General features: G+C 69.1%; 25 protein-coding genes and 1 pseudogene. 13 read left to right on the forward strand and 13 right to left on the reverse strand.

The annotated features are described in order from the left end of the window. Window positions 1–912: 912 nt before the first annotated feature. On the reverse strand, window positions 913–3,648 hold the full coding sequence (locus ACTFAP_RS00180; RefSeq protein WP_500467855.1) for a hypothetical protein: 2,736 nt from the start codon (window positions 3,646–3,648) through the stop codon (window positions 913–915). A 140-nt stretch (window positions 3,649–3,788) separates the two neighbouring features. On the opposite strand from ACTFAP_RS00180, the gene ACTFAP_RS00185 reads away from it, so the two are divergent. The 4 genes from ACTFAP_RS00185 to ACTFAP_RS00200 all read left to right on the forward strand — a co-directional run bounded on the left by ACTFAP_RS00185 (window position 3,789) and on the right by ACTFAP_RS00200 (window position 5,410). Continuing rightward, window positions 3,789–3,935, forward strand: a complete 147-nt coding sequence (locus ACTFAP_RS00185) for a hypothetical protein (protein ID WP_500467854.1) — start codon at window positions 3,789–3,791, stop codon at window positions 3,933–3,935. Further along, window positions 3,932–4,138 (forward strand): hypothetical protein, encoded by a 207-nt coding sequence (locus ACTFAP_RS00190; protein WP_500467853.1) that lies wholly within the window; start codon window positions 3,932–3,934, stop codon window positions 4,136–4,138. The genes ACTFAP_RS00185 and ACTFAP_RS00190 overlap by 4 nt, the downstream gene beginning before the upstream one ends. A 315-nt stretch (window positions 4,139–4,453) precedes the next feature. Continuing rightward, on the forward strand, window positions 4,454–4,747 hold the full coding sequence (locus tag ACTFAP_RS00195) for a GNAT family N-acetyltransferase (RefSeq protein ID WP_500467852.1): 294 nt from the start codon (window positions 4,454–4,456) through the stop codon (window positions 4,745–4,747). Window positions 4,748–4,915: 168 nt separating this feature from the next. Further along, on the forward strand, window positions 4,916–5,410 hold the full coding sequence (locus ACTFAP_RS00200) for a hypothetical protein (RefSeq protein WP_500467851.1): 495 nt from the start codon (window positions 4,916–4,918) through the stop codon (window positions 5,408–5,410). A 74-nt stretch (window positions 5,411–5,484) separates the two neighbouring features. On the opposite strand, the gene ACTFAP_RS00205 is transcribed toward ACTFAP_RS00200, so the two are convergent. Further along, window positions 5,485–5,754: a hypothetical protein gene (locus ACTFAP_RS00205; protein WP_500467850.1), complete on the reverse strand. Its 270-nt coding sequence runs from the start codon at window positions 5,752–5,754 to the stop codon at window positions 5,485–5,487. Window positions 5,755–6,903: 1,149 nt separating this feature from the next. On the opposite strand from ACTFAP_RS00205, the gene ACTFAP_RS00210 reads away from it, so the two are divergent. After that, entirely contained in the window at window positions 6,904–8,997 is a 2,094-nt protein-coding gene (locus ACTFAP_RS00210; protein WP_500467891.1) for a helicase associated domain-containing protein, read from the forward strand. A 284-nt stretch (window positions 8,998–9,281) separates the two neighbouring features. Here ACTFAP_RS00210 and ACTFAP_RS00215 read toward each other — a convergent pair whose 3' ends face one another. Then, a complete protein-coding gene (locus ACTFAP_RS00215) occupies window positions 9,282–9,443 on the reverse strand; it encodes a hypothetical protein (protein ID WP_495683014.1) in 162 nt (53 codons plus the stop codon). 386 nt (window positions 9,444–9,829) lie between these two features. Continuing rightward, a complete protein-coding gene (locus ACTFAP_RS00220) occupies window positions 9,830–10,306 on the reverse strand; it encodes a MarR family transcriptional regulator (RefSeq protein WP_495683015.1) in 477 nt (158 codons plus the stop codon). A 30-nt stretch (window positions 10,307–10,336) separates the two neighbouring features. Here ACTFAP_RS00220 and ACTFAP_RS00225 point away from each other — a divergent pair, with 30 nt between their 5' ends. Further along, window positions 10,337–11,401, forward strand: coding sequence for a GNAT family N-acetyltransferase (locus tag ACTFAP_RS00225; RefSeq protein ID WP_495683016.1), 1,065 nt, complete (start codon window positions 10,337–10,339; stop codon window positions 11,399–11,401). On the opposite strand, the gene ACTFAP_RS00230 is transcribed toward ACTFAP_RS00225, so the two are convergent. Further along, window positions 11,329–12,306: an NAD(P)H-binding protein gene (locus ACTFAP_RS00230; protein ID WP_495683017.1), complete on the reverse strand. Its 978-nt coding sequence runs from the start codon at window positions 12,304–12,306 to the stop codon at window positions 11,329–11,331. The genes ACTFAP_RS00225 and ACTFAP_RS00230 overlap by 73 nt on opposite strands. Window positions 12,307–12,401: 95 nt before the next feature. Between ACTFAP_RS00230 and ACTFAP_RS00235 the strand changes: the two genes are divergently transcribed. Beyond that, window positions 12,402–12,959: an SbtR family transcriptional regulator gene (locus ACTFAP_RS00235; RefSeq protein ID WP_495683018.1), complete on the forward strand. Its 558-nt coding sequence runs from the start codon at window positions 12,402–12,404 to the stop codon at window positions 12,957–12,959. 678 nt (window positions 12,960–13,637) lie between these two features. Here the strand turns inward: ACTFAP_RS00235 and ACTFAP_RS00240 are convergent. Together ACTFAP_RS00240 and ACTFAP_RS00245 are read right to left on the reverse strand one after the other, a co-directional pair. Next, window positions 13,638–14,291 (reverse strand): serine hydrolase domain-containing protein, encoded by a 654-nt coding sequence (locus tag ACTFAP_RS00240; protein WP_500467892.1) that lies wholly within the window; start codon window positions 14,289–14,291, stop codon window positions 13,638–13,640. 109 nt (window positions 14,292–14,400) lie between these two features. After that, window positions 14,401–14,907, reverse strand: a pseudogene (locus tag ACTFAP_RS00245) (serine hydrolase domain-containing protein); the annotation flags it as partial. A gap of 155 nt (window positions 14,908–15,062) precedes the next feature. Here ACTFAP_RS00245 and ACTFAP_RS00250 point away from each other — a divergent pair. Together ACTFAP_RS00250 and ACTFAP_RS00255 are read left to right on the forward strand one after the other, a co-directional pair. Then, the gene (locus tag ACTFAP_RS00250) at window positions 15,063–16,217 is read left to right on the forward strand and encodes a sensor histidine kinase (protein ID WP_500467893.1); all 1,155 of its coding nucleotides are present in this window, start codon (window positions 15,063–15,065) and stop codon (window positions 16,215–16,217) included. Further along, complete coding sequence (locus tag ACTFAP_RS00255) at window positions 16,205–16,891, forward strand: response regulator (protein WP_390121294.1); 687 nt, start codon at window positions 16,205–16,207, stop codon at window positions 16,889–16,891. The genes ACTFAP_RS00250 and ACTFAP_RS00255 overlap by 13 nt, the downstream gene beginning before the upstream one ends. A 466-nt stretch (window positions 16,892–17,357) precedes the next feature. Here the strand turns inward: ACTFAP_RS00255 and ACTFAP_RS00260 are convergent, their stop codons facing one another. Both ACTFAP_RS00260 and ACTFAP_RS00265 read right to left on the reverse strand, forming a co-directional pair. Then, complete coding sequence (locus ACTFAP_RS00260; protein ID WP_500467894.1) at window positions 17,358–18,179, reverse strand: hypothetical protein; 822 nt, start codon at window positions 18,177–18,179, stop codon at window positions 17,358–17,360. 165 nt (window positions 18,180–18,344) lie between these two features. Then, window positions 18,345–18,989: a TetR/AcrR family transcriptional regulator gene (locus ACTFAP_RS00265; protein WP_500467895.1), complete on the reverse strand. Its 645-nt coding sequence runs from the start codon at window positions 18,987–18,989 to the stop codon at window positions 18,345–18,347. A gap of 105 nt (window positions 18,990–19,094) precedes the next feature. Between ACTFAP_RS00265 and ACTFAP_RS00270 the strand changes: the two genes are divergently transcribed. Further along, entirely contained in the window at window positions 19,095–20,120 is a 1,026-nt protein-coding gene (locus ACTFAP_RS00270; protein ID WP_500467896.1) for a glycoside hydrolase family 113 protein, read from the forward strand. Window positions 20,121–20,357: 237 nt separating this feature from the next. On the opposite strand, the gene ACTFAP_RS00275 is transcribed toward ACTFAP_RS00270, so the two are convergent. The 3 genes from ACTFAP_RS00275 to ACTFAP_RS00285 all read right to left on the reverse strand — a co-directional run bounded on the left by ACTFAP_RS00275 (window position 20,358) and on the right by ACTFAP_RS00285 (window position 23,313). Then, window positions 20,358–21,098 (reverse strand): dienelactone hydrolase family protein, encoded by a 741-nt coding sequence (locus ACTFAP_RS00275; protein ID WP_500467897.1) that lies wholly within the window; start codon window positions 21,096–21,098, stop codon window positions 20,358–20,360. 280 nt (window positions 21,099–21,378) lie between these two features. Next, window positions 21,379–22,179, reverse strand: a complete 801-nt coding sequence (locus tag ACTFAP_RS00280; RefSeq protein ID WP_500467898.1) for a hypothetical protein — start codon at window positions 22,177–22,179, stop codon at window positions 21,379–21,381. Between the two features lie 246 nt (window positions 22,180–22,425). Beyond that, the gene (locus tag ACTFAP_RS00285) at window positions 22,426–23,313 is read right to left on the reverse strand and encodes a helix-turn-helix transcriptional regulator (protein WP_500467899.1); all 888 of its coding nucleotides are present in this window, start codon (window positions 23,311–23,313) and stop codon (window positions 22,426–22,428) included. Between the two features lie 213 nt (window positions 23,314–23,526). On the opposite strand from ACTFAP_RS00285, the gene ACTFAP_RS00290 reads away from it, so the two are divergent. Genes ACTFAP_RS00290 through ACTFAP_RS00300 form a run of 3 tightly spaced genes read left to right on the forward strand, consistent with a single transcriptional unit; the run spans window position 23,527 to window position 25,141 of the window. Continuing rightward, window positions 23,527–24,543, forward strand: coding sequence for a zinc-dependent alcohol dehydrogenase family protein (locus tag ACTFAP_RS00290; protein ID WP_500467900.1), 1,017 nt, complete (start codon window positions 23,527–23,529; stop codon window positions 24,541–24,543). 25 nt (window positions 24,544–24,568) lie between these two features. Then, the gene (locus ACTFAP_RS00295) at window positions 24,569–24,979 is read left to right on the forward strand and encodes a (R)-mandelonitrile lyase (protein WP_390121274.1); all 411 of its coding nucleotides are present in this window, start codon (window positions 24,569–24,571) and stop codon (window positions 24,977–24,979) included. 15 nt (window positions 24,980–24,994) lie between these two features. After that, window positions 24,995–25,141, forward strand: a complete 147-nt coding sequence (locus ACTFAP_RS00300) for a hypothetical protein (RefSeq protein ID WP_500467901.1) — start codon at window positions 24,995–24,997, stop codon at window positions 25,139–25,141. A gap of 152 nt (window positions 25,142–25,293) precedes the next feature. On the opposite strand, the gene ACTFAP_RS00305 is transcribed toward ACTFAP_RS00300, so the two are convergent. Then, the gene (locus tag ACTFAP_RS00305) at window positions 25,294–26,025 is read right to left on the reverse strand and encodes a TioE family transcriptional regulator (protein WP_390121268.1); all 732 of its coding nucleotides are present in this window, start codon (window positions 26,023–26,025) and stop codon (window positions 25,294–25,296) included.

Raw genomic sequence — 26,025 nt, forward strand, 5'->3', positions numbered from 1 at the left:
AAGCTGTCCACCACGGACCGAACCAGCCCTGATCACCGCCCAGACCGAGTCGGCCGAACCAACGGCAGCCCAAGGACATGCACCAGCAGCCGACATGAGGAGGGTCCAGGTGATCGCCCTGCTGAATCAAGATCAACAGTGTCGAGGCGACCCCTTCCTCCACCTCTCGGTTTTCCCAACTGGCTGAACAGCAGTCCCAGATTCTGCAAAGCCACAGGCCCCGGGCCTTGAAGAAGAAATCACGGCAGCAAAACCGCAGGCCAGCCAGCCAAGATCTAAAGTCCCAGATCCTGCAAGTCCAATAGCCAACACATGATCAATTAACAAGATCTTTCAAAAAGCCGGGACGGAGCAGCCCAGAAGGCCGCTGAGATCGAGCAGCGGCGTGCCGAGGGACTGCCGGTGGAGTCGTCGGCCGGGGCGCTGTCGGCGGAGCGGGTGGAGCTGCTGTCCGCGATCGGAATGCGCTGGATGTAGACGCGTACGCACGGACAGCGGCACCGGGCAGGGTGGTCCTTGTTTGCCCCGCTGTCGCCGGGTCATGCCGCAGTCGAGGTCGCCTGTGGCGGAATGGCTGGCGCCGGGGTGGGAGGCCAGGGCACCGTCCGGCTGTGCGTCCTGCGTGCGCTCCACCATCGAGCCGAGGCTCTGTTCGAAGGTGATGACTTGAGCAGGTCGCCGGAGCGGTAGAAGAGCCGGGCACCTGTGCGCAGTTGTCGGCCGAGCCGCAGGGGCGACTGACCGCGATCGGGTCCAGCCGCTTGCAGCCGTCTGCGGCCCCGGCGGCGTGGTCCGCTCGGCAAGGCGCAGTCGGCGTTAGCCAGGCGGCTCTGGCAGGGGAAGCCTTTCCGCCACGGCAGAGCTGGCCTGCTAACGGTTAGTTCGACTGAGCCGGAGCGAACCGTCAGCTCGTCACCGGAATGGGTCGGCGGTGCTGCCGTCGGGGGCCAGCCCGTATCGGAGCAGTTGGATGCGCTCCAGGTCCCGGCCGGTCTGGTGCAGCCACGTGGCCAGTTGGACCTTGCCCAGTGGGGCCCCGCAGGAGATGCTGCGGCGTACCAGTGCCTCCGCGTCTTCGGCCTCGGTATAACAGGCGATGATGCTGAGCATGCACAGGGCCCACAGGTCTCCGGCATCTGCCCGGTGGCGTAGTTCGATCGTCAGGGGCTCCACATCCTGTCCGGACGCCCGCAGATGGTAGAAGAGCTCCAGCGCCGACTCTGAGTCCCCTGACTCGAAGCACAGACGGTGCAGGCCGATCCGCTGGGTCTCCAGCCCGGCCTCTTTGAGAAGCTGCGACCACGTCATGCTCTGCCCCCATCGGGCAGGTCGAGCTGCCAGGAACTCGTCGATCTCGTCGTGCCGACCCATGAGGATGAGCAGCTTGAGCAGTTCCGTGCCGGCTTGCAAATCTCCTTCGCTGACACCAAGGCGAAGGCGCGCCTGTGCATCCTCAGCAGCCGTTGTGACGTCCTCGGCCTCCGCTCCGGTCGTCTGCAACAGTCTGATGAACGGTATCTCGGCAGTCGGCGTGCCACTTTGGATCGCCTCTTCCAGGAGGAGTCTCGCGTGGTCGTAGCGCCCCTGACTTTCGACTACCTCGACCTGGCGAAGCAGGGCATTTGTGTCACCCTCGCTTGCCGTCTGTGCCAGACGCCGTTCTAGCTCCGGGAGCGCCCCTTCATCACCTAGCAGTCCGTAGCTGAGCTGGCGCGCGGCGGTGGCGTCGCCAGCATCCGCCGCCTGGCGAAGCCACTCAAGACGGCTCGCACGGTACAGGGACTCGGAGTTGCGGCCGAGGTCAGCAAGGGCCAGTGCGGCAACGTCATCGTTCTGTGCCGCCGCCTCCACCTCCGCGATCAGCTCCCGGGACTCCGGGTTGTCCCCATCGCGCTCCGCCAGCAGCTCCGCAAGTTCGATCCGGGCCTCCCAGCTCCCCGAGTGAACCGCCTCCCACAACCACTTTTCCCGGTCCATGGACGCCCCGGCCCAATCTGCCTGCTCGGCCAGCAGGAGACAGGCTTGTGCACTCCCCTCCGCCGCCTCGTTCAGAAGGAGTTCATCGGCCGACTCCGCCTCACCGGCGCGGTCGAGCGTCATCCAGAGGTCGCCGAGGCCCGAGTCGTCCCCTGCCTCGACTTGCTGTCGGCGGAGCTGGACGAGGTAGCCGAAATGAAGGCGCCATCGGGCCGATTCGACCAGCCGCTCAATGTCGTTCCGGTCCGTCACATGGGCGATGAGGGCGTTCCACAGGGCTGCGGGAACCTGCTCAGTTCGCCGTGTCGTCCGTCCGTGCTGCTCGATGAAGTCCGCCATCCGGTAGTGGGGTTCCGAAAGGACCGGAGCATCGGGTCTGGGCCGTATCCGGGTGAGGGGGCCCGGTACCCCTCTCAGACGCTCGGACGCCCATTCCAACCCCTGATCGAGCCAGCTCTCCGGGAGCGCCTCCCACTGCTGATCGGTCAGGTACCAGTGCGCCGCCTGTTCGAACAGGGATCGCGGAAGCGCCGAGGCGAAGCCGAGCCGATGGGCATCCATCGCGGTCTCGATGACCGCGCGAGCGCCGTCGGGCGCTGACCGGCAGCGCTCCAGCTGAACCGGTCCTCCCGCAAGGTACTGGACCACGTGGCGGCCCTCCGCCATCTCGACCGCCTGGGCGAGGCGGGGATCGCCCGTTGCCGCCTCGCGCAGCCCGCGCCAGTCCCTGTCCGAAGTGAAGGCGGACGAGACGGGTATGCCATTACCGGAGAGCAGCGCACGCGCCCGGGGCGACTCCTTGCGCGCCTTCACCGCGCCCGTCAAAAGCTCCCATTCCTCCAGCCACGTAGTTCCCACGACGAGTACAGGGCTGCGCTCCGTGTCAGCGAGGAGACTGCGCAGCGCGTCGGCCAGGCGATCGCCGCCGGGGGTTCCGGGCGTCAGCAGGTACCGGTGCATCTCGTCGAGCCAGACGACCGTATGGGGTCCGACGTGTTCGATGTCGACGAAGGTCGTGCGGGCGTCGCCGGACGGCTGCCACAGCCGCCACTTGGGCCCGAGCGTCCGAACGGCCTCCCAACACGCGCGGGTCTTCCCCGTGGCCGAGTCCCCGTAGAGCACCGCGATGCGGCTGGACCCCTCTTCCACCTCCTCCAGCACCTTAGCCAATGCACAGTCGTGGCTCCGGGCTACGTACACCGGGTACTGCGGCAGCGGTTCCTCACCCGCGCGCTGAAGCGCGTCGATGGCGGCCGAGACACCCACCACGGACGGGTCGCACTGAGCGATGGGTGTGCCCAGCGGGCACACAGCCGAGGCAGGGCGCCACAGCTCACGGAGCTGCTCCACCACCCGCTGTTCGTCGAGGTCGATCCGTCCCTCCTCCCGCGCCAGCCGGGCGAGCATCCGCCCGACGGCGAGCGTTGCGTGGGGCGTGGCCTGGACGGTGGGGTCGGTGAGGCACCGGTGGACGGTGGACGCGCTCGGTGCGTCGGGCATCGTGTCGTCCGCTGCGATTCGATCGGCGATCGCCACCATCGTCGGGGACTCGCCGGCGAGGTAGAGCTCGTACAGCAGGTACTTGAGGTTCCGGAGCGGCCCCGGTCGCACCCACGGGCGCCGCACGCTGCGAGGCCTCCTGGCCGACTTCTGCCTCTCGTCTCGACTCATCTCATCATCATCCCCGATCGGTTGGGGGTTCCCGGGGCCGTCACGCCGTCCCGTCTCGACTCGTCTTGATCTTGGAAGGGGCCGGAAGAGTGGGGTGCAAGCCGGCCGGCTCCATCAGGCCCATCGACCGAGGAGTGACCATGAACCCCGTACCCCGCCTCACCCGCCGCGAGCACATACCCCTCGTGTGTGCCGCGGCCAGCGGATTCATCAGTGGCCTCGTCCGCGCCGCCCAGCGGCACACGGTCGGCATCACGGCCATCGCGGCGCAGGATGGTGCCGCGTGAGCCTCAACCAGTTCCTCCTGATCCTGATGGCGGGGGTGGTTCTGCTGCTCCTCGCCGCCATGTCCGGCATCATCGCCTTCGGCATTGCCAGAACGGTCGGTGCCACCCGCCACGGTGCCGTAGGGGCCGGCGGGCTCGTCTGCGCGAGCACCCTGACGATCGGCGTTGCCGTGTTCGGCTTCATGATCCCCCTGCTGATGTAGCGGAGTTCCCATCACTGTGGTGCTGCCCCTGTCTGTGGGGGTCAGGGGCAGCGGGACAGACGGCCGACTGCTACGCAAACGAGTCCAGCGGCTGCGCTGCCGGGCTCGATCCGTACGGCATCGCACCACCGCCGACGGTCAGGGCGTGTCACCGAAATAATAGAAGCGGCACGTCACGCTGGGCCCGGGTGCGCGCGGCTCGTCCAAGGCGGAGCAGGCATTACCGGCAACTGGGTGCCAACACCAGACACCGGGTGGCAACCGGGAGTGCCAACGGTGCCAACACCCATTGGCACCGGGTGGCACCCTCTGGGCGTGGCCTTGGCATTGGCCAAGGTCCACGGCCTGGCCGTCGCGGATACGGTCCGCGGCCAGGGAATCGCCGCCGCTCTACTCAAGCGGGCCTGGCAGGTGTACGAACAGCTCAACTACTTCGTGCTGGACGGCTCGTACGAACCCCAGCGGGATCTCGGTGCCTTCTACACTCGGTGCGGCTACACCGTGCTACCCGCTGGCGAAGGCTTCACCCTCGAACCCGTCGGCGTGCCTTTCGGTGTCCACGCCGGCCCCGACGAGTGCGTGTTCAGCCGCTGGCGTCCCCGCCACTGACCCAGCCCAATGCCGATGGACGTACCCGGAGCCGCGGCTCACGTACGCCTCGGCTGCTGCATGCAGGCGATGTGGCCGGCGCTTCCGTGACACCTCGGCGAACAGTTCGTTGGCCGTGCTGGAAGCCCTCAACCCGGTTTGCGGCACTCGATGGATCTGGGAGACGTGGTGAACGAGAGCACCGTCATGGAGCAGGAGCCGGCATCCGATCCGACCCTGGGGCGTTCATCGGTCCGGGCGCACCTGATGTACGACGGCTGTGCGATGCCCGACGTCCTTCGCGACGCTTCCGAGCTGATGACCGCACACCCGTGCATCATCCCGGTGCCGACGGCCCGGAGCCAGCTGGCCGGTACGGACTTCCGCCGGTGGCTGCTGAACACGGAGTTCGTGCACGAGCCGGAGATGTGCGCGCCCGAACCCCATCAGCTGCCCGGCCCCCGGAACGAAGCCGAGAGCGGTGAGGCGCCCGCCGATTCGTGGGTGCTGACTCCGCAGCGGTTTGCCGCCTTGTCCGAGCAGCAGAAGGTTGCGGTGTTGTTCTTCGGAGGTGCGTCACTGCGGGAGGCCGCTGGGGCGCTGAACGTGTGCTTCAGCACTGTCCGCAACCGGTGGGCGAAGCTGGAAACACTCCACGGCCCGAGGTACAAGCCGGTCAACTGAAGCACCGGCGCCACACGCCCTGATGCCACACAACGGACGCGGTGGTCCTCGCGGAATCCATCACCCGGTGACCGTCACGCCGTTGAAGGAATGGCGCGCATCCTGCGCGGATCCCACCACAGCAGCCGGATCGCTCCGCACCCGAACGAGGTCGGCACCACGACCTGATACGCGACCCGGCCATCAGCCCAGTCCTGCCGGGCCATCACCGGACACAGCGGCTGGGCGCCCTCCCACGACACTCGCAGCAGCAGCTGGCGGCCCGGCGGATACACCGTGACCTCCGGCTCCGGCACCCGCACGTGAGCACGCCACGGAGCGGCCTCTACCGCTGCTCTGTCCATACGCCGACCCTGAGCTTGTTCTTTATGGTCTGAGACCTCGTCGGGGTCAGCAGCGCACGCGAGCGGTATCGCCTTCAATCCGGACGATGCACTCCTTGAACAGTGCCATGGGATCTCCGCCGTCTTGCGGGACCAACTTCAGTCTGAGGTCCATGATGGGCTTAATGACTTGCGCAGTCCGGCTTCCGTCGGCATCTGGGCCATGCAGGGCTGCCCAGTGTTCGAACCGCGTGCGGACTGCCTCCCATCCGGGGCCGGGGATAAAGCGGCACAGGAGCGTTGGCTGATCGGTTGCGTAGTGTCGGAGTTCTCCGATTTGGGTGTCGCCTTGCATGAGCCACCATCTGTCGCTCATTCCCGTCCCCTCAGTTGGTCGCGCGAGCCGTGTGAGTCGAATCGTCTCTCGACCTGTCTCCCCACCGCCACGACCTGTACCGCCCCGAACAGAACACCGCCCACCGCCTTCGACACCGCCTACCGTGCGTGCTGGTGTGGCTGGGCGCTCGGGTAGCCCCGTCCCCTCCTCCCCCGGGGCGGCCGCCCGCCCGCCTTCGACCGAGAGGCATACAAGCACCCCAACACGCGTGTCACCAACGTCCCGGGACAACACACCTAGCGGGCTCACGCTCATAGCGAGCGACACCGGCCACGTCCTGGTCGAGCATGGCAAGACGCCAGCAGGAGGTGGCGAGCTGACAGTCAGCCGGCGCCTGGTCAAGGCTGCGGCCTCTCTTGACCGAGTTGGGTGAAGGCCACGGTGCGGCACGAGTGTTCGGGCCCGAGTACGGCCAGGATGGCGGCAGCCCAAGGACATGCACAGCAGCCGACATGAGTGGGGTCCAGGTGATCTCCCTGCTGAATCAAGATCAACAGCGTCGAGGCGATCCCTTCTTCCGCCTCTTGGTTTTCCCAACTGGGCTGAACAGCAGTCCCAGATTCTGCAAAGCCACAGGCCCCGGGCCTTGAAGAGGCAATCACGGCAGCAAAACCGCAGGCCAGCCAGCCAAGATCTAAAGTCCCAGATTCTGCAAGTCCAATGGCCAACACATGATCAATTAGCGAGATATTTCAAAACAGCCGGGACGGAGCAGCTCGCTCCAGGACGACCCGGATCTGTGGTCTTTGAGAGTTCGCTCGACAACGAATCCGGTGCAGCTGGCGCTGTGGCACGGCGAGGGGCCGGTGACCATCTACGCCACCTATGCCTCGTTGGGCGTGCTCACGGAGGCTTTCGAGGGCGCCTACGGCCAGCAGCTGGCTCCGATGGACCTGGTGGTGGTCGACGAGGCGCACCGCACCAGCGGGTCGATGGGGAAGGCATGGGCCGCCATCCACGAGCAGGCGAAGATCCCGGCGGCGCGCCGGCTGTACCTGACCGCGACGCCGCGGATCTGGCAGGAACGGGAGCAGCGCTGGGAGGCGGCGGAGGGGGTTCGGGATCCGCTGCCCAGGGAGATGGCGGTGTCCATGGACGACGAAGAAGTGTTCGGCCCTGTCCTGTACAAGCTCTCGCTCGCCTCTGCGGTGTCGCGGGGTCTGCTGGCGCGGTATCAGGTCATCGTGCTCGAGCTCCAGGACCCGGTAGTCACCCCCGAGCGGCTGATGGGCGAGCACCGGAACGGCGAGGAGGTCCGCGGACAGCGCCTGGGAGCCCTGCAGGCCGCCGTCCTGCACACCATGGCCCAGCATGACCTGCAGACGTGCATCACCTTCCATCACCGGACCATAGAGGCCCAGGCGTTCGCGGAAGGTCTGGGGCGGGTGGCGGCGAAGCTCCACGCGGACCAACCGGAGATCTATCCGAGGCGGATGTGGACCGACTGGCTGTGCGGGGAGCACGTCCCCGCACACCGGCGGGAGGTCCTGGGCTCGTTCGGGACCACCGGCCGGCGGGCCGTGCTCTCGAACTGCCGCGTCCTGGGCGAGGGCGTCGACATCAGAGCGGTCGATTCCGTCGCGTTCATCGACTCCAAAGCAGCCCCCCACGACATCGTGCAAGCCATCGGACGCGCCCTGCGACAGACGCCCGGTGAGGGGAAAATCGCGTCACTGATCGTCCCGGTCTTCCTCGGGCCCGATGACAACCGTGAGGACATGTTCACCTCCGGCGCTTACCAGCCCCTGGTGAAAGTCCTTGAAGGGCTACGGGCCCACGATGAAGAAGCAATCGAATTGTTGGCTATTCCTCAGGAGCCACAGAAAGACGTGGTACAGCCCTCCCAGTCCATCGGCCCGGAACCCGAGGAAGGTGAGGAAGAAGCCCGTCTCCTGCTCCGCTTCTCCACTCCGCGTGACCCGGTGATGGTCGCCGACTGGGTCAGGTTCAACATCATCGACACCGAACGCCAGGACTGGGCACACGGCTGGTCCAAACTCAAAAAGTTCACACAACGTGAGGGCCACGCCCGGGTGCCATACGAACACCGGGAAGGCGCACACCCGCTCGGAACCTGGATCGCCGAACAGCGACGGGCGTTCGCGGCCGGACAGATGACCAGCAACCGCGCAGCACGCCTCGAAGAACTCGGCATGGTGTGGAGCGTGGCGGATGAGCGGTTCCAGGAGAACCTCGCCGCAGCCCGCGTCTACTACGCCGAACACTGGACCCTGTGTGCACCCCGCACCGCCACCGCGCTCGACAAACCCATCGGACAATGGCTCTCTAACTTGCGGCGTCCCGGAGCACTCGCCGGCAAACCGGAATGGGAAACCGCGCTGCGCGCGCTCGACAAGGACTGGAACCCGGCATGGCCAGCCCAATGGCAACGGCATTTCGCCGCCCTACGCGAACTGGTGGGCGAGAAGGAAGGGCCGGTAGAGGTCCCGCCAGGGGTCACCATCCACGGCATGGACATCGGCAAATGGCTCACCAAACAGCGCAAACCTGAGGTGTGGGCGGCGTTGACCCAGGAGCAACGCGAACACCTGGAGCAGCTCGGCATCACCCCACCAGCCGCAGCCCCGGAAGCGCCCCCGGCAGAGCCGAACAGGCCCGCAGAGCCGCCCACAACGCCCATGAACGCCTTCGAACGCGGCGTCGCGGCCCTCGCCCAATACAAGGAACGAGAAGGCACCCTGACCGTCCCAAGAAGCCACGTAGAGGCGTTGCCGGACGGGTCAGAGGTAAAGCTCGGAGTGTGGGTCATGAACCAGAAAACCCGCCGCACGAAACTCACCACCAACAAACTCCAAGCACTCGCCAACCTCGGACTCAAATGGGCAGCGGAAGCGGGGCGAGCGTAGCCCGTACGCCGGGTGCGCCCCGCGAGTGCTGCGTGCGACGGGATTCGCGCTCTGCGGTGGGCAGCTTGGGGTGCCGAAGTTTCCCCTGACCGTCTTGATGTGTTCCTCACCGACAGGGAGAGATCACGCTTCGCCGGTCGGGCCGGCTCCGCAATGCCTCCAGCCCGTCGGCCCCACGAACGCGAGATGCCTCGGCCCGCGAACCGGCTGAGGCGAACACGCAGACCCTGCGGCGCCGGTCAGGACACCGCGGAACCGCCGACCTCCGCGAGAAGCCTGCCGGCTCACAACGGGCTCTTCAGACCCGTCACCCTCATCACGTCATCGAGCGCCAGGGCCAGCTGCTCCTCCAGCAGCTCGCGGACCTTCCCCTGCCGCGCTTCACGCAGCAGCAGCTCCGCGGAGATCTTGATGCACGCCCAGGCCTCCAGCAAGTGCCTGGGCATGCACGCCGGTGTCCTGGTCAAGCAGCTGCCGGACATGCCGCCGGCACTCCTGAGCCCGCAGACGCCCCATGCGGGATCGTTCGTCCCTGCTGCCGGACGACTTCACCCTGCGGCGGCGCTGCGCATCCCAGTCAACGATCGTCTCCCGGCACCAGAAGTCCCCTCCCCCCATCCGTCACGACCTCCAGCGCGAAGTCAGGGTCGGGCAGGTGTGTCTCATTGCCGTACCGATAGGAACGCGGCGTCCAGGACACGCGCCGCCGTCGCTACCTTCGCCGACATGGGCTTCGCCGAGCCACCGTGGCAGCGCTTCCATCGTTGGCCGATCCGTAGCCAGCGCAGACATGCGGACGCCAGCGGGCCCCCGCACCTCGAGGTCACCGTCTCTACGGGACATCCTTTGGCTCGCCGGCGAGTTTGGCGGCGATGCGGCCGAGGACCGCGAGCTCTTGCGGGTCGAGCCGGTCGACGAAGTGGCGCCGCACTGATGCGACATGAGTGGGAGCGGCTTGCCGGAGAGTATCCAGTCCCCTCTCGGTGAGAACGAGGAGGCAGCCCCTGCCGTCAGCCGGGTCCGGTGCACGGCGGAGGAGTCCACGCGCCTCCATGCGGGTGGCGTGGCGGGACAAACGGCTTCGGGACCACTCCATCTTGGCGGCTTGCTCACGCAGGGTGCTCGTGCCGTCGGTGCGCTCGGACAGGGTGCTGAGCACCTCGTAGTCGGGCTCGGACAACCCGAGTTCGGCCAGATCCTGTGCAGTGCGGGCCTGCACGACGGTCACCATACGACGGTATGCCCTCCAGGCGTGCTCCTCTTCTGGACCGAGCCAGCGGGCAGCAGCGTCCGACGCTTCCGTTGACATGTAATCAACTTACCAGCTAGCTTCATTTCCATGTCAACGAAACCAACGCGCGTTCTCGTACTGACCTGCAGTACTCGTCCCGGCGCACTCGGCCCGGCAGTCGGCGCCTGGCTGACCGAGGCGCTCGCACCGAGCGCCCTCACGCTGGATGTGGCCCTGGCGCCGCTGGCCCTCGGGGATTTGCAGCTGCCCTTTCTGGACGAGGAGGAGCACCCCTCGACCGGCGTCTACCACCGCGAACACACGCGCCGGTGGAGCACGATCGTCGATGAGGCCGACGGCTTCATCGTCGTGACGCCGGAGTACAACTACGGGATGCCCGCGACCCTGAAGAACGCGCTCGATTATCTGGGCCCCGAGTGGGCCTGGAAGCCGGTCGGGTTCGTCAGCTACGGCAACACCTCGGCGGGCACCCGAGCAGTCCAGCACGCCAAGCAGGTGATGACTACCCTTCGCCTCGTCCCCCTGGGCTCGACCGTCGCGATCCGGATCGCGGACGCGACGCGAGAAGGCCGCTTCCACCCCGGGGCACCCTACGGCGACGCCGCCGAGGGGCTGCTTGCGGAACTGGTGCGGGTCGCTCACGCCCTGACCCCGCTTCGCGAACGCGGGCGCGCGAGCGCGGTGGCAGGACCCGTCGCCGGCTCGTACGCACGGCGCCTCACCCCGGACGACGCGCCGCAGGTAACGGTGCTGCAGCGCTGCTGCTGGGCCGAGGAGGCGGTTGCCAACAGCACCCTCGCGATACCGGCCCTGCACGAGTCGCCCCACCAGGTGCGCGCATGGCTGGCCGACTGGCACGCAACGGGCCTGTGGCAGGACGGGCGGCTTCTCGGGATGGTACGAACGCGCCGCAGTGGCGCCGACCTGAACGTGGGGCGGCTCGCCGTCGTCCCCGACCTGCGCGGACTCGGTCTGGGCCGATGGCTGCTCCGCCTGGCTGAGTCAGCCGGGCAGGGCTGCCGGCGTATCGTCCTGTCCACCGGCGCCGCCAGCAGCCGGAACATCACCCTGTACGAGAGTCAGGGATATGCTCCGCTTCCCGGGGCAGCGGACGACGGCGTGGTCCACCTCGCCAAATCTGTCCTGGCCTGAGCGCTACTGGCCCCCACCCGCCCAGCTTCACCTCCCGCCTCGAACATGCTGAAGAGCTCGCTCACATGTGGATGGGCACGGAGGAACTCCTCCAGTGTGCGCGGGCGCCGACCGGTCAGTTCCTGTACGTCCTCGGTCAGATCGGCGAGGCCGCCGGCCGCCATGTCCGCCCACAGCGCCAGCAGCTCCGCGACGAAACGTTCCGGCAGCCCGTTGGCCCGCAGCCCGGCGGCGGCCTGTGCGGGCGGGACGTCGTGGTAGGTGATACCGAGCCGCTCGGCAATCTCGCCATGGGTCAGCGCCTCGGGACCGGTGAGTACATAAGTCCGGCCCGCGCCCACCTCCCCGGTCAGCGGTACGGCGGCGGACGCGGCGATGTCGTACGCGTCGATGTAGGCCACCCGCCCCGCTCCGTACGGTCCGGCGATCCGGCCCTCGGCGGCCATCCCGCCGTCCCCGGTCACCATGTTTTGCAGGAAAGCGCTCGGCTGGAGGATCGTCCACTCCAAGCCCGATGCCTTCAGATGGCGCTCGATCTCCCAGTGTGCCCCGACCGAGAGCCCGGCGCCCTCGGCCGGGCGCAGCACAGAGATCTTAACCACCCGGCTGATCCCGGCCGCTCGGGCCACGTCGATGGCATCGTTCTGCTGCCGGATCATCGGCTGCGGGCCCTCGCCCTCCGCCAGCGGGATGGCTCCGGCGCTGTTGAGCAGCAGCCGGTCCGCCCCGGCGAAGGCTGCCGCGAGGGTTTCGGGGCGGTCGAAGTCCCCCACGACATAGGGGCAGCCGAGCGCCTCGCCTCTGGCCTCATCACGTACCAGCGCGCGGAATGGGACCTCCGCCTCATCCAGCCGCCGTACCAGCTCCCGTCCGATGGAGCCGGTGGCTCCGGTCACCACTATCACGCACGATCACCCGTCCTCGTCCTCGGCCCTCTCGATTAACCTGAGAAGATCTCGACTTCTGCCCTCGACAGCTTAACCTGAGAGACTCTCGACTTATGCGTGCCGACGCCCGCCGCAACTACGAACGCCTGCTGACCGAGGCCGAAAACGCCTTCCTCGAACACGGTGTCCAAGCCCCCCTCGACACCATCGCCCGCCGCGCCGGAGTCGCCATCGGCACCCTCTACGGCCATTTCCCCACCCGCCGCGCCCTGCTGAAGGCGCTGCTGCACGACCGGCAGGCGGCGCTTCTCAGGCTCGGCGACAAACTCACCGAGGCACCCGATCCCGGCGTTGCACTGACCGCCTGGATCCGTGCCGCCACCGAGTACAGCGCCACCTACCTGGGGCTCGCCGAGCAGTCCCTGGACAGCCTGACGGACACGGCCTCCGAACTCCATGCAGGCTGCACCCACAACGCAGCCACCGGCGCCACCCTGGTCACCCGCGCCCAGCAAGCGGGCGCGGTGCGCCCCGATGTGACCCCCGAGGATGTCTTCGCCCTGATCAGCGCCGCCGCCTGGCTGCACGGCCGGGTACCACGCGAACAAGCCGACCGCCTTCTCGCCGTCTCCCTCGCCGGACTCGCCCCTCGGGCAGATGACCGTAGGTGACCAGATCACCGGGGAAGGGGCCGGGACACATGGCACCACCGGTGCGCGGGCGACCACCCGAAAGCCGGCGGCGTCGGGGACGGTGGAGTTCGGAAACAACGAGGTGAGGGAGACCAGCGCCGCCCGGCAATGGCAGGCAGTCCCGCCCCGGCCCCACACGTGCGCGCCGCTCCTGGCCGGGCGTGACACGCGACGCCACGTGACGGGGCGGTCAGTCGGACGGCTGATGGGCGAGGTACTCCGCCTTCGCGGTGGCCAACCAGGAGGAGAGCAGGCGCGATCCTTTCCGGGGCCGAGCCGGGTTCCGCCGTGTGGATGGTCAGGGTGAGCCGGGTACGGCACCCAGCTCCACACCCACCGTCTCGGTTCCGAGCTCGGTTATGGATTGATGCGCGGAAACACACCGGCCGTAGCGTGGCGTCCTGCGCCCCAGTCGGACTGTGTGAGCGGTTTCCCGACAAGGACGATGCCCGGGCGGCGCGGTACCAGACCGCGGGCGTCGGCGCCCGGCTGAAGGTGCTCGCGTTCCTCCAGGCCCAGGGCGTGCCGCGACTGAGGCGGACGACCTGGTGGCCGCGCCGGAGACCGGCGCAACGTGGTCTCGGAGCCGGAGCGGCCGCGGACCTCGCCGACGACACAGATCGCCCGCCGGCGCTGCCCGGGTGCTGCGATGGGCCGTTACGTGTCCCGACCGGCGACGGGGGTGTCGCACAGGGCGTGGTCGACGAGATCGCTGGCGGCCTGTTCCTGCTGAAGGGCGTTGTCGGGCGAGTCGGCCAGGGCGGTGGACATGGACACGGTGACGCTGCGGCTGCCGTCGTGGGTGGCGCCGTTCAGCGTCATGTAGCCGCTTTCGCCGCCTTCGTGACTCCAGTAGCTGCCGCCGCAGGACAGCGGCCGGTTGACCAGGCCGAGGCCGTAGCGCCCGTCCGGCCAGAACACCTGTGTCTCCTCGTCGACCGGGACGGTGTCCTGCATCTCGGCCAGCCGTTCCAGGGGCAGCAGTTCGCCACCGAGCAGGGCCCCGAAGAAGCGGTTGACATCCGCGGTGGTGGAGACGTAGCCGCCGGGGTCGGGAACGATCACCCGGGTGACGTCGATCCGTTCACCGGAGGGGTAGACCTCGTAGGCGTTGGCATGGGGCCTTCGGAGGGTAGGGGTGCTGCCCGGCAGGTAGGTGTGGTGCATGCCCAGCGGCCGCAGGATCCGGTCCGCGACCTCTTGGTGCCAGGGGCGGCCCGTGACCTCCTCGATGATCATGTCGAGCAGGACGTAGCCGGTGTTGGAGTATGCCCATCCGTCGCCGGGTGCGAAGTCCGGGCGGTGCTGCATCGCCCGGGCGACGATCTCCTGGGGGGGTGTACGTGTCGTACCGGTGCTCGTAGTACTGCTGTGGAGTGGCTAAGCCGGGGAGGTCGTCGTGGAGGCCGCTGGTGTGCTGGAGGAGGTGGCGGACGGTGATCCGGCTCCCGTCGTTGCCGTTGCCGTCCACCAGGCCGGGAAGCCAGCGGTCCACCGTGTCGTCGAGCGCCAGTTCGCCCTCGTCGACCAGTTGCAAGACCACGGTGGCCACCAGAGCCTTGCCGGTGCTGGCCATCCGGAAGTAGCCGTTGCCAGGCACGGGACGGTCGGTGCCCACCTCGGCGACGCCGCTGGTGGCGACCAGGTCCCGGCCGGCACCGGTGGTCACCCGTGCCTGTACGCCCGTGATTCCCAGGGCACCGATGGCGTCGGTGTCCCGGCGCAGGTCGTCCTGACCGTATCCGGGTGCGGTCGCGTCGTGCGCGCCGGCCGGCAACCGGGTGGCAACGGCCGCGCCCGCAGCGAGCGCTGCCGCTGCGAGGACCAGCCACCGGCCGGGGACGCGGCCGCGGCGCCGCCACGCGGGCCGGGCGGGTGAGGCGGTGTTCCGTTGAGGCGGAGCGGATGCCGGGCTCGTGCATGTCATGCCTCCACGCTAGAGAGACAAAGGATCACCGATCGCTACCGCAGGCTCCCGAACGAGCGGTACAGCTACCTGTAGTGCCGCGGGCCACCCCCTTCCCTAGGGTGGACGCCGTGGGGCTTCCACTGCCCTCCGGAACGACCAGGAAAGCGACACGAGTGCACGGCATACTCCGCGCGGCCCGCGCACAGTGGCTCACCACATGGCGTGGCGGGCGTTACCTGCTGCACACCCTGCTGGCCGCGACGGTGACGCTCGCCGCCGCGCCCCTGCTGTTCGTGCCGTCGCTGGCTCAGCCCTGGGCGGAACGTCATCGCCGGCGCGCCGGGAAGCTGCTGGGACGGCCGGTGCAGCCGCGCCCGCGCGCCGCCCTGCGCAACCTGGGATGGTGCGGGACACAGCTGGTCACCGGGCTGCCGGCCGGCGCCCTCGCCCTGCTCCTCCTGGGCAGTTGGGTAGTCACTCCCGTCATCTCCCTGTCGTGGTGGGCCTTTCCCACCGCGCCCTGGCTGCCCGTGGTCAGCCACCGAATCACCGGCTGGGGCACCGCGGTACCGCTCGGCCTGATCAATCTCGTGGTCCTGGCGGCCCTGGCCGCCATCACTCTCCCGCCGCTCGCCAGAGCACACGCCCGGTGCTGCCTCACGGTCCTGGCGCCCTCACCCGCCGAGCAGCTGGTCGAACGCGTCACCGAACTCACCCGGACACGTACAGACGTCCTGCAGGCGCACAGTGCAGAACTCCGCCGGATCGAGAGGGACCTGCACGACGGCACCCAGGCCCGGCTGGTGGCCATCGCGATGCGGCTGGCGGTGGCCGGTGAAAGCCTCTCCGACGACCCCGACAGGGCCGCCGTCCTGGTACGGCAGGCCCATGCCGAGACCGAGGACGCCATGACCGAGCTGCGTTCCGTCATCCGCTCCATCTATCCGCCGGTGCTCGCCGACCAAGGCCTCTCCGGTGCGCTCGGCACCCTGACGACCAGGGCCGGAGTCCCGACCCGCATCGACATCGGCCCGCTCGGTGAGATCCCCGCGGCCGTCGAAGCCGTCGCCTACTACGCCGTCACCGAGACGCTGGCGAACATCGCCCGGCACAGCCGGGCGACCAGGGCCTCCGTGCGAGTCGGACGCGACGGTGCACTGCTCCGTGCGGAGATCGCCGACAACGGGAGGGGCGGAGCGGACCCAGCCCGGGGGTCCGGCTTGGACGGAATGCGCCGCCGCGCCGCCGCTCTGGACGGCGCCATGACCATCAGCAGCCCGTCGGGCGGGCCGACCGTCATCACCGTGGAGCTGCCGTGCGCATCGTGATCGCCGAGGACAACGTCCTCCTGGCATCCGGACTGGAACTCCTCCTCAATTCCCGGGGCTTCGAAGTCGTCGAGATCACGGCCGACGCCCCCGGCCTCCTCACCGCGGTCCGCACCCACCGACCGGACATCACCATCGTGGACGTCCGGCTGCCCCCGGCCTTCCGCGACGAAGGCATCCGGGCCGCGATCCGGGCCCGCCGCGAGCACCCCGGGCTTCCCGTCCTGGTCCTGTCCCAGTACGTGGAACAGGAGTACGCGGGCCGTCTCCTCGCCGATGCCCGGGGCGGCATCGGCTATCTGCTCAAAGACCGGGTGAGCCGCGTCGCGGAGTTCACGGACGCATTGCGCCGGGTGGCCGGCGGCGGCACCGCCATGGACCCCGAGGTCATCGCCCAACTCCTCGCCGCACGCGGGGATCCCGTCGACGCCCTGACCGCACGCGAACGCGAGGTGCTGGCGCTGATGGCCGAAGGCCACGACAACGCGGGCATCGCTCAACGGCTCGTCGTCACCGACAACGCCGTTCACAAACACATCGGCAACGTCTTCCTCAAACTCGGCCTGTCCGCCGGCGACAGCGGCCACCGTCGCGTACGCGCCGTCCTGGCCTACCTCCGCCGCTACGGCAAAGACACCACGCCCACCGCCACAACACCGCACCCGCCGACATGAACAGTGCACTGGGCTTCCGGCGATCTTCAGGGGCCCTTGGCACGCAGTTCCTCGGCGGCATCCTCACTGAGGAACGCCCGCCATGGGTAACAGCTCACCGGGCAAGGAGTACAGAATCAGGCTCATGCCCGTGGTGCGGCTCAGCCCCCACCCAGCCGACGTCGTTGCGCGGCGTGCGGCAACGGGCCGCGGACGGGGGTGTTCATGGTGAGTCGCGCCGGCTTGTCCGTACGTCAGCCTGAGACCTCTTCGACGGTGGCCAGGGTAAGGACCGGGAAGAAGTCGATGGCGCGCTTCGGCGAGGGCCTGTCCTTGGGGCATGAGCCAGCTGACCTGGAGTTCGCCGCCGCCGTGGGCGTACGGCACCGCGGAGCGGGTCGGCCGGGGCTTGACCACGAGCTTGCCAAGGGCTTGACGGAGCCGGTCAAGCGCAGGTCAGCGCCCCGGCAACCAGCCGCGCGCGGGGTCAGTAGCCGCGCCACAGCCGTCCCAGGAACGCGCGTTCGGGCAGCGGGTTGAGTTCCTTCCGGCAAGCCGCGCAGTGGACGCCGTCGGGCTCCATGACCGTGCGCCGGAGCTCCGGATCGCTCTCCCACTGCTCATCGCGGCGGGGCTCGCGGCAGCGTCGGCACGCCTGGCGCCGGGCGGCTTCCCGCTCGGCCTTCGCTCGGGCAGCAGCGGCGTCCGCGCAGGCCTCACACCGGTCACGGTGGGGGGCCCAGCGCCCGTTGCTGCTGTCGGTATACGTCCACCGCTCGTCGCTGAACTTCTCCCCGCAGTCCGGGCAGACGGGCCGGCGGGCCTCCCGGGCCGCCGCCTGTTCGAGGGCGTACTGCCGGGACGTTTCCTGTTGGAGTACGCGTTCCCGGGCGAGGACGGCGTCGCGGACCGGGTCGCCGACCGCGTCGATGAGGGTCTGCGGCTTGTCGCGGCCGGCGCGGTGGAAGACCGGCGCGGTGGGGCCGTGCTCGCGCAGGACGTCGATGGTGGTGAACACCAGCGGGATCTTGCCGTCGTAGTTGTGGTACCCGTACTCGGTCTTGTGGCCTTGCCAGTGTTCGCGGGAGCGTTCGGCCACCAGCAGCTCGGTGATGTTCCCGCCGACATCCCAGCGGGTGCGCCACATCGGCGTCTGCCTGTTCCTGCCGTTCTTGACGGTGCGCTTGAAGAACCGCATGTACTTGTCCAGCCTGGTCGCGATGCACTGGGCGTCCATGTGGCAGGTGTCGACCTCGACGAACAGCAAAGGAACCCCCGAAGGCTTCACCACAACCAACAGCCAGCTCACGAGCCAAACCGCAAGGCGACGACGAAGCCGGCTACGGCGCCGTGCCGGCCGGGGCGCGAGGCTGGCCGGCGGGTCGCGCGGGGTTCGAAGTTCTTCGCAGGCGGGGGCTACTGGCTCGCTGGGCGTGCCCGGCGGAGGGGGCTCCGGCGAGACTCGCCGGGAACGTTATGGGTGGGTGTGCTGCTCGGCGGCGTCGAACGCGGGGGCCAGGGGGGCCAGTGCCGCGCGCAGGTGGTCCGGCAGCGAGCCGGAGGGGATGAGCAGTGCTCCAGCCGTGGGTCTCCCAGCGTTGGCCGGGCGGAGCCAGGATTCCAGCGCGATGCGCACCGCCGCGGCCACGCTCGCCGCCAGCACGCGGGCCGTGTGGACGCCGGTGCCGGGCAGGCGTTCGGTGATGACCGTGGTGAGCGGGGACTCGATGTCGGCGGTGGTATCGAGGAACGCGTCGCGCAGTGCGGGCCGGGTGGTGATCAACAGCAGTGCCTCGTGGGCGCGCTCGCCGGTGTCCGTGTACTGCTCGATCACCGCTTCCGTGACGGCGTCGGCCAGACGTACGTCCGTGGGCCGGGCTGCGACCCGTGCCGCGATGTGCGCCTGCCGGTCCGCGGTGACGGCGGAGACGATCGCCTGCTCGCGGCTGGCGAAGTAGTTGTTGTAGGTGCGCGGCGACACCCCGGCCGCCTCGGCGATGTCCTCGACCCGGACCTTGTCCGGCCCTCGTTCCACGGCCAGGCGCAGAGCCGCCTCGCGCAGCGCCGCACGTGTGGCCTGCTTTTTTCGCTCCCGCAGGCCCGGTGGTGGTGTCGTCACGGTGACAGAGTCGCACAGGTAGTTGCGCTCACGCAAACTTGCGTGCACGCATCTTTTTCTGTCAGTCTCGGCCCGTCCGGAGAGCAGCACAGAGAGGGCATCACCATGCGCGCCCGAGGAATGACGTACGACACCGGCTTCGTCCTTCACGGACGGACGTCCCGCACGCACTTCGAATCGACCGTCGTCCGCCGCGAGCTCGCCGTCATCCGCGACAGCTTGCACTGCAACGCGGTCCAGATCATCGGCGGCGACCCGGAACGGCTCGAACTGGCCGCCGCTGCCGCCGCCGAGCTCGGACTGGAGGTCTGGTTCTCGCCCTATCCGCTGGAACTGGACCCGCAGCAGATCCTCACGCTCTTCCGTGACTGCGCCGAGCGTGCGGAACGGCTCCGGCAGCAGGGGGCCGCGGTCGTGTTCGTCGCAGGGGTCGAGCTGAGCGTGATGAACCGCGGATTCATCCCCGGAGAGAGCCCCGAGGAGCGGGTCCGGCAGCTGATCAGCCGGCCCGAGCGGCGGGCCGACGCCATGCGCGAGCTCGGCGTGCGTATCAACGCGTTCCTCCGCGATGCCGTGGCCACCGTCCGCGAGTGCTTCCAGGGCAAGCTCACCTACGCCGCCATCCAGTTCGAGCAGGTCGACTGGACGCCCTTCGACATCGTGACGTACGAGCTGCTCCGCTCCGCAGAGGTCGCCGACCGGTTCCGGGAAGCGGTGCGCACCCTGGCCCAGGGCCCGAAGCCGCTCGCGATCACCGGGTTCGGCACCGCGGCTTACCAGGGTGCGGGCGACCGCGGCGGGCGGGTGCTGGAAGTCGTCGAGCACGATCCGGAGACCAAGGCTCCACTACGGCTGAACGGCGTGTACGAGCGCGACGAGGCCGGCCAGGCCGCGTACCTGAGCGAGCTGCTGGAGATCTTCGAGACAGAGGGTGTGGACAGCGCGTTCGTGTACCTTTTCGCCCTGGCCGGCTACCCCCACCGGCCCGACGGCGACCCCCGGGATGACCTGGACCGAGCCAGCCTGGGCATCGTCAAGGTTCTCGAGGGGCACCGGGGCCGGACCTACCCCGACATGGGATGGGAACCCAAGGCCGCCTTCACCGCAGTGGCACAGCGGTATCGGAAATGACACGTCCCCGGCGGATCACCGCATCTGCCGAACCCTTTACACCGGGCCGCAAGCGGTTTGTGCGGGCCCGCTGAATCGACTGGGATGAGGTTCTGACTGCCTGTAGTTGTGGCATGGAACGTGCGTCAGCGCGGGCCCCTGCCGAGGATCGTGCAGGGGCCCACGCTGTGAACGTCCTCGATATGCGGTGTGCCGCCGGCAGCAACTACCTTCGTCGTCCGGTCCGACGGCCCGGCGTCACTTCAGGTGTCGGGTGAAGAACTGGGCCGCGGCGTCCCCCGCGAACTGCGGGACGCCGGCGTGACCGCCCATGTTGGCGTGCAGCGTCTTCTCCTCGGAACCGAAGGCGTCAAAAAGGTCCAGGGCCGCCTGCCGGTCGTTCCCTTCGTCGTCCCACTGCAGCAGGACGTGCAGAGGAACGGTGACCTGGCGGGCCTCCTCGAACACCGCCCGGGGGACAAAACTTCCGGCGAACAGAACGGCGGCCGATATGCGCGGTTCGACCACCGCCAGTCGGATGCCGAGAGAGATCACTCCGCCCGAGTATCCGACCGGACCGCCGATCCCGGGCAGCCCCAGGAGAGCGTCCAGGGCGGCCTGCCACTCCGGGACCGCCTTGTCGACCAGCGGAAGGATGAGGGAGTCGACGATCTCGTCGCTGACCGGCTCGTCGGCCTGTATCGCCCGGCGCAGGTCGGCGCGGGTCTGGTCGAGGGCGGGCCAACTGGGCCGGTCACCGCTTCCGGGGAGCTCGATGGTGGCCGCGGCGAAGCCCTCCGCCGCAGAGGTGCGGGCCCGGGCCGCCAGTCGCGGGTACATCGTGCCCAACCCCAGCGGGGGGTGGCCGAGCAGGATCAACGGCACCGGTGCGGAAGTGGATGCGGTTTCGGGCGTCCACAGGATGCCGGGGATCTCGTTGAGAGTGAATCGGCGTTCGAGGACGCCGTCGTCGAGGCGTTGCTCGGAAGTGACATACATGGTCGTGCCTTTCGGGAGTGCACTGCAACGGCGCTCCCGGACGACCTGTCTATCGCCCGACCGTGACCCCGGAGGGGAGCACCCATGTCCATACTGCGTTCACGGGTACCACCTCCTCGTTCTCTCGGCACGGCCTCCCCAAAGGTAGCAGCGGTCGGCCCTCGCCCGGCAAACAGTTTTCGTGCGGTCTCCGTGGCTGGGCGACACGGAAACGTGTCCTGACGACTGGCAGCTGAACTCCTCCATGGCGCGTCGGTGGCACCCGGGGCTGCTGCTGCCCTTAGCTCTGCCGACGGAGCAGGTTCAGATCGGAGCCCCAGGAGTCCAGGAGCTGGTGGTGTCCGGACTGGCGAGCTGCCTCTTCGATATGGGTGAACAGTGAGCGCTGCGTGTCCGGATCGCCGTCGGCGATGATGCGCAGGAGGGTGGTCAGCAGGTGGTCAACCTCCCACTGCGGTCCGCTCAACGGATGCCGCTCCAGCTCCCACCGGAGGAACTTGTTGTAGGGCCTCACGCGCTGATGCAGGGCGAAGATCACCTCCAGCGCGAAGGGCACACTTTCGGCAGCATCGAGGTGGCCCATGGCGGCCCGGCCGTCGCGGTGGCTCTTCAGTGATCGGAATGTCTGGTTGACGTAGGCGTCGAGGTATCCGTGGGCTGCGTTCCATGCTTCCTGGGGGTGCAGCCTGCGCTTCTTGTCGAGGATCTCGACGATCGTCCCGTCGAGCCGGTCGAGCAGCACGCGCGCGTGCACGTAGGCATACCGGTGCCAGCCTTGCGGGTCGGTGGGCAGCCCGCGAAGCCGGAAGTCCGCGAGGGGCATGACCACGATGTCGAGGTGCTCGAAGCGGAAACCGTGGAACTCGCGTACTGCGGAATGACCCTGATCCCGTGTGATGACATGGACGTCGTAGTCGGAGTGCCCGGTTGTCATGCCGTCGTGTGCCCGGGATCCGCTGAGGACCAACCCGACAACGGCGGGATCCGCCTCGGCCCGGGACACGAAGGCAGCCATCGTCGCCTCGGACGTGGCGCCGCGCGGCGGAGGGGAGGAGAAGGAAGCGGGCGTGATGTCGTTCACCGTGATGATCTCCCTGCGGAAACGTGCACAGCCAACAGCTGTGTGGAACTGACGGTTTCGCGGAGGTGACGGCTCTGGGAGCACCACCGGGGAGATCACTTCACAGCGCTGACTGTACCCCCGCTCGGTGGTGGGGCGCCTGATTTCCTCTCGGCGCCCGGCAACGGGAAGCAGTCCGTCCCCGGCCTCGCCCGTCCGCGTCGGTCCTGGCCGGAGCGCCGCGTGCGGGGGTGCGGGACGGGGCGGTCAGTTGGACGGCTGGTGAGAGGGGTGCTCAGCCTCTGCGGTGGCGGACCAGGAGGAGAGCAGGCGCAGTCCTTCCTCGGAGGCCGAGCCGGGTTCCGCGGTGTAGACGGTGAGGGTGAGGCCGGGTTCGGCAGCCATCTCCAGGCCCTCGTAGGCGAGGGTCAGGTCGCCGACGGCGTGGTGGTGGAAGCGCTTGGTGCCGGTGCCGTGATGGCGGACGTTGTGGGCGCCCCAGCGTGTGCGGAAGGCGTCACTGCGGGTGGACAGCTCGCCGACCAGGTCGTGCAGATCCTTGTCGTGCGGGTCGCGGCCGGCTTCGGTGCGCAGGATGGCCACGGAGACGTCGGCGGCCAGATCCCAGTCGGGGTAGAAGCGGCGCGAGGCGGGGTCGAGGAACTGGAACCGGGCCAGGTTGTCCTGGTTGCCGTCCGTGGCGTACACGTCGTCGTAGAAGGCGCGGGCGAGCTGGTTGGTGGCGAGCAGGTCCATGCGGCCGTTGCGGACGAAGGCCGGGCCGGTGGTGATGGCGTCCAGTACCCATTGCAGGCTGCGGTGCGCGGTCCAGGTGCGGGTGGAGCGGCGGCGGGGCCGGGTGAGGGCGTCGGAGCCGTCGGCGGCCTGCGCCAGGTTCATGAGGTGTGCGCGTTCGGCGTCGTCGAGGCGCAGGGCGCGGGCGACGGCTTCGAGGACGGCCGGGGAGGCTCCGGCGAGATTGCCGCGTTCGAGCTTGGCGTAGTACTCCACGCTCACATCGGCGAGCGCGGCGACCTCGCTGCGGCGCAGGCCGGGCACCCGCCGGCGGCTGCCCGGGGGCAGGCCCGCCTGCTCGGGGCTGATCTTCGCGCGCCGCGAGGTCAGGAACTCGCGGACCTGTGCCTGGTTGTCCACGCCTTCGACGGTACGTCCTGCCCAGGTCCATAGGGATGTACTGGCAGTACATCCCTTGATGGTGTCTCGCTACGGGCGCGGGGAGCGGGTTACCTGGATGACGTGGTGCTGTCCGCCCGCCCCGGCACGGCGGGCGTGCACCCGCTCCGCACACGGCGGCGGTCCCGGTCATCCGGCCCGCCGCACGCCTCGGCACGCAAAGGAAACCCACTCATGCGCGGCGCAGTCATCCATGCTCCCGGCGACGTCCGTTTCGAGACCGTGGACGACCCCCGGATCCTTCACCCGACCGACGCGGTCATCCGGACGGCGGTGACCTGTGTGTGCGGCTCGGACCTGTGGCCGTACCGCGGTGCCGAGCCGATCGGCGACCCGCACCCCATGGGTCACGAGTACGTGGGCTTCGTGGAGGAGGTCGGCTCCGAGGTCACCTCGGTCCGGCCGGGCCAGTTCGTCGTCGGTTCCTTCGCGACCTCCGACAACACCTGCGCGAACTGCGCGAACGGCTTCCAGTCGAACTGTCTGCGCCGGGAGTTCATGTCCACGTGCCAGGCGGAGTACGTGCGCATCCCTAACGCCCAGGGCACCCTGGTCGCCACCGACGAGGTGCCGGACGAGACGTTCTGGCCGGGTCTGCTGGCCGTCTCCGACGTGATGGGGACCGGCTGGTGGGCCGCGGACGCCGCCGAGGTGAGGCCCGGCTCGACGGCCGTGGTCGTCGGGGACGGCGCGGTCGGCCTGTGCGGGGTGATCGCGGCGAAGGAGCTGGGCGCGGAGCGGATCATCGCCATGTCCCGGCACGAGACCCGGCAGAACCTCGCCCGGGAGTTCGGCGCCACCGACATCGTCACCGAGCGCGGCGGGGAAGGCGTCGAGCGGATCAAGGAGATGACCGGCGGGATCGGCGCGGACAGCGTGCTGGAGTGCGTCGGCACGGCCGAGGCCATGCGGCAGGCCCTGCACGCGGCCCGGCCCGGCGGGAACGTCGGCTTCGTCGGTGTCCCCCACGGGGTCGCGGTCGACGGGCAGGAGCTGTTCTTCTCCCACGTCGGCCTGCGCGGCGGCCCCGCCCCCGTACGCCGCTACCTTCCCGACCTGATCGGCCGCGTCCTGGCCCGCCGCATCGACCCGGGCAAGGTCTTCGACCTCACCCTGCCGCTGGACGAGGTCGCCGAGGGGTACCGGGCGATGGACGAGCGCCGCGCCGTCAAGACCCTTCTCAAGCCCTGATCCGACCCCGCCAAAAGGAGCAACCGTGCAGATCACCCGCAGTGCGATCGACACCGTCAAGGGCCCGGCCGACTGGTTCACCGGCGACGTCTACATCGACGCCGTCGCCGCCGCCCCGGCCCCCTCTCGCGTCACCGCGAATCTGGTGCATTTCATGCCCGGCGCCCGCACCCACTGGCACCGCCATCCGCTGGGGCAAACCGTCTTCGTCACCGAGGGCGTCGGCCTGTGCCAGCGCCGCGGCGGCCCGGTGGAGATCATCCGGCCCGGCGACCGCGTCCTGTTCGAGGCCGGGGAGGAGCACTGGCACGGCGCGGCCCCGAACCGGCTAATGGTCCACGTGGCCATCAACGAGGGCGACGAGGACCACGACGTCGTGCACTGGCTGGATCCCGTCACCGACGAGGAGTACCTCGTCACCCCGGCCGGCGACTGAACGAGGAGGAACCCTGTGACCACCTTCGCCCTCGTCGGCCCCGGCCCCGGTCTGGGCCCGGACGCCGAGCACTCCAGCCCGGCGGCGCTGGTCGAGCGCCTGTACGCCATCCACATCGAGCGCGGCGCCTTCCGGCACTACGCCGAGCCCATGCCTGCCTGATCCACGCCCGGGGTCCTCATGAACCGGGCAGTCCGCCGCAGCCGGGTTCGAAGCCGTTCCCCGACGCCACGTCCGCGCCCGCGGCTCGCCGTCCTCCGGCCACCGACGCCCTCGCGCCCGCTCCGGGAGCGGGATGACGCAGGCTGCGTGGGTCATGCGCGGTCCTGGAGGTATGCCTCCAGCGCGGCGCCGCCGGCCAGCATCGCCCGGCCGCGCGCGGAGACCCGCTCGCGCCAGTCGTGCAGTGCGGCCTCCAGCGGTTCCACGCCCCCGGCCTGCCGTACCCGGTCCAGCAGTGGAGCGATCCGCGCCAGTGGGTAACCGCCTCGTCTGAGCTGGTGGGCGAGACGGGCGTCGCGCACATCGGCCTGGTCGTAGACGCGGTATCCGGTACGCGGGTCGCGCCGTGGGTGCAGGAGTCCGGCGCGTTCCCAGGTGCGCAGCGTCGCGGGGCGGATGCCGAGCCGGCCCGCCAACGAGCCGATCAGAGCTGCCTCCGGCCCCGCGGGCGCATCGTGCGCGGGCAGCGGGGTGGAGGTGAGGTCGTGCAGGGCGGCGCGGACGGCGTGCAGGGTCCGCCGGTCCTCGCGGAGCTGGGCGTGGCTCTCGTCGATGAGCCGGAATGCCTCTTCGGGGGTCTCCTCGTTCACCGCTCGCATGATCGATGTGGCCGTGTGGTGGCCGTGCCCGGGTACCAGGGCGAGGAACGCGCGCAGGGCCTGGGCGTGGAGCGGGGTGTAGCGGCGATAGCCGTGCGGGGTGCGGGCGGCCGGCGGAAGGATGCCGGCCTCCTCGTAGTTCCTGACCGCCTGCGTGGACAGGCCGTGCCGGCGGGCCAGGTCGATCGGCCTGAGCCGTTCAGCGGTTTGAGGGTTTGCTCCCAT

Source organism: Streptomyces sp. PH9007 (genome assembly GCF_059813725.1).

Excerpts from the sequence above, each read along its gene's own strand:
- ACTFAP_RS00180 (WP_500467855.1), bottom strand. The coding sequence starts at position 3,648 with ATGAGTCGAGACGAGAGGCAGAAGTCGGCCAGGAGGCCTCGCAGCGTG.
- ACTFAP_RS00185 (WP_500467854.1), top strand. The coding sequence starts at position 3,789 with ATGAACCCCGTACCCCGCCTCACCCGCCGCGAGCACATACCCCTCGTG.
- ACTFAP_RS00205 (WP_500467850.1), bottom strand. The coding sequence starts at position 5,754 with ATGGACAGAGCAGCGGTAGAGGCCGCTCCGTGGCGTGCTCACGTGCGG.
- ACTFAP_RS00215 (WP_495683014.1), bottom strand. The coding sequence starts at position 9,443 with ATGCCCAGGCACTTGCTGGAGGCCTGGGCGTGCATCAAGATCTCCGCG.
- ACTFAP_RS00220 (WP_495683015.1), bottom strand. The coding sequence starts at position 10,306 with ATGTCAACGGAAGCGTCGGACGCTGCTGCCCGCTGGCTCGGTCCAGAA.
- ACTFAP_RS00225 (WP_495683016.1), top strand. The coding sequence starts at position 10,337 with ATGTCAACGAAACCAACGCGCGTTCTCGTACTGACCTGCAGTACTCGT.
- ACTFAP_RS00235 (WP_495683018.1), top strand. The coding sequence starts at position 12,402 with ATGCGTGCCGACGCCCGCCGCAACTACGAACGCCTGCTGACCGAGGCC.
- ACTFAP_RS00240 (WP_500467892.1), bottom strand. The coding sequence starts at position 14,291 with ATGCAGCACCGCCCGGACTTCGCACCCGGCGACGGATGGGCATACTCC.
- ACTFAP_RS00270 (WP_500467896.1), top strand. The coding sequence starts at position 19,095 with ATGCGCGCCCGAGGAATGACGTACGACACCGGCTTCGTCCTTCACGGA.
- ACTFAP_RS00275 (WP_500467897.1), bottom strand. The coding sequence starts at position 21,098 with ATGTATGTCACTTCCGAGCAACGCCTCGACGACGGCGTCCTCGAACGC.
- ACTFAP_RS00290 (WP_500467900.1), top strand. The coding sequence starts at position 23,527 with ATGCGCGGCGCAGTCATCCATGCTCCCGGCGACGTCCGTTTCGAGACC.
- ACTFAP_RS00305 (WP_390121268.1), bottom strand. The coding sequence starts at position 26,025 with ATGGGAGCAAACCCTCAAACCGCTGAACGGCTCAGGCCGATCGACCTG.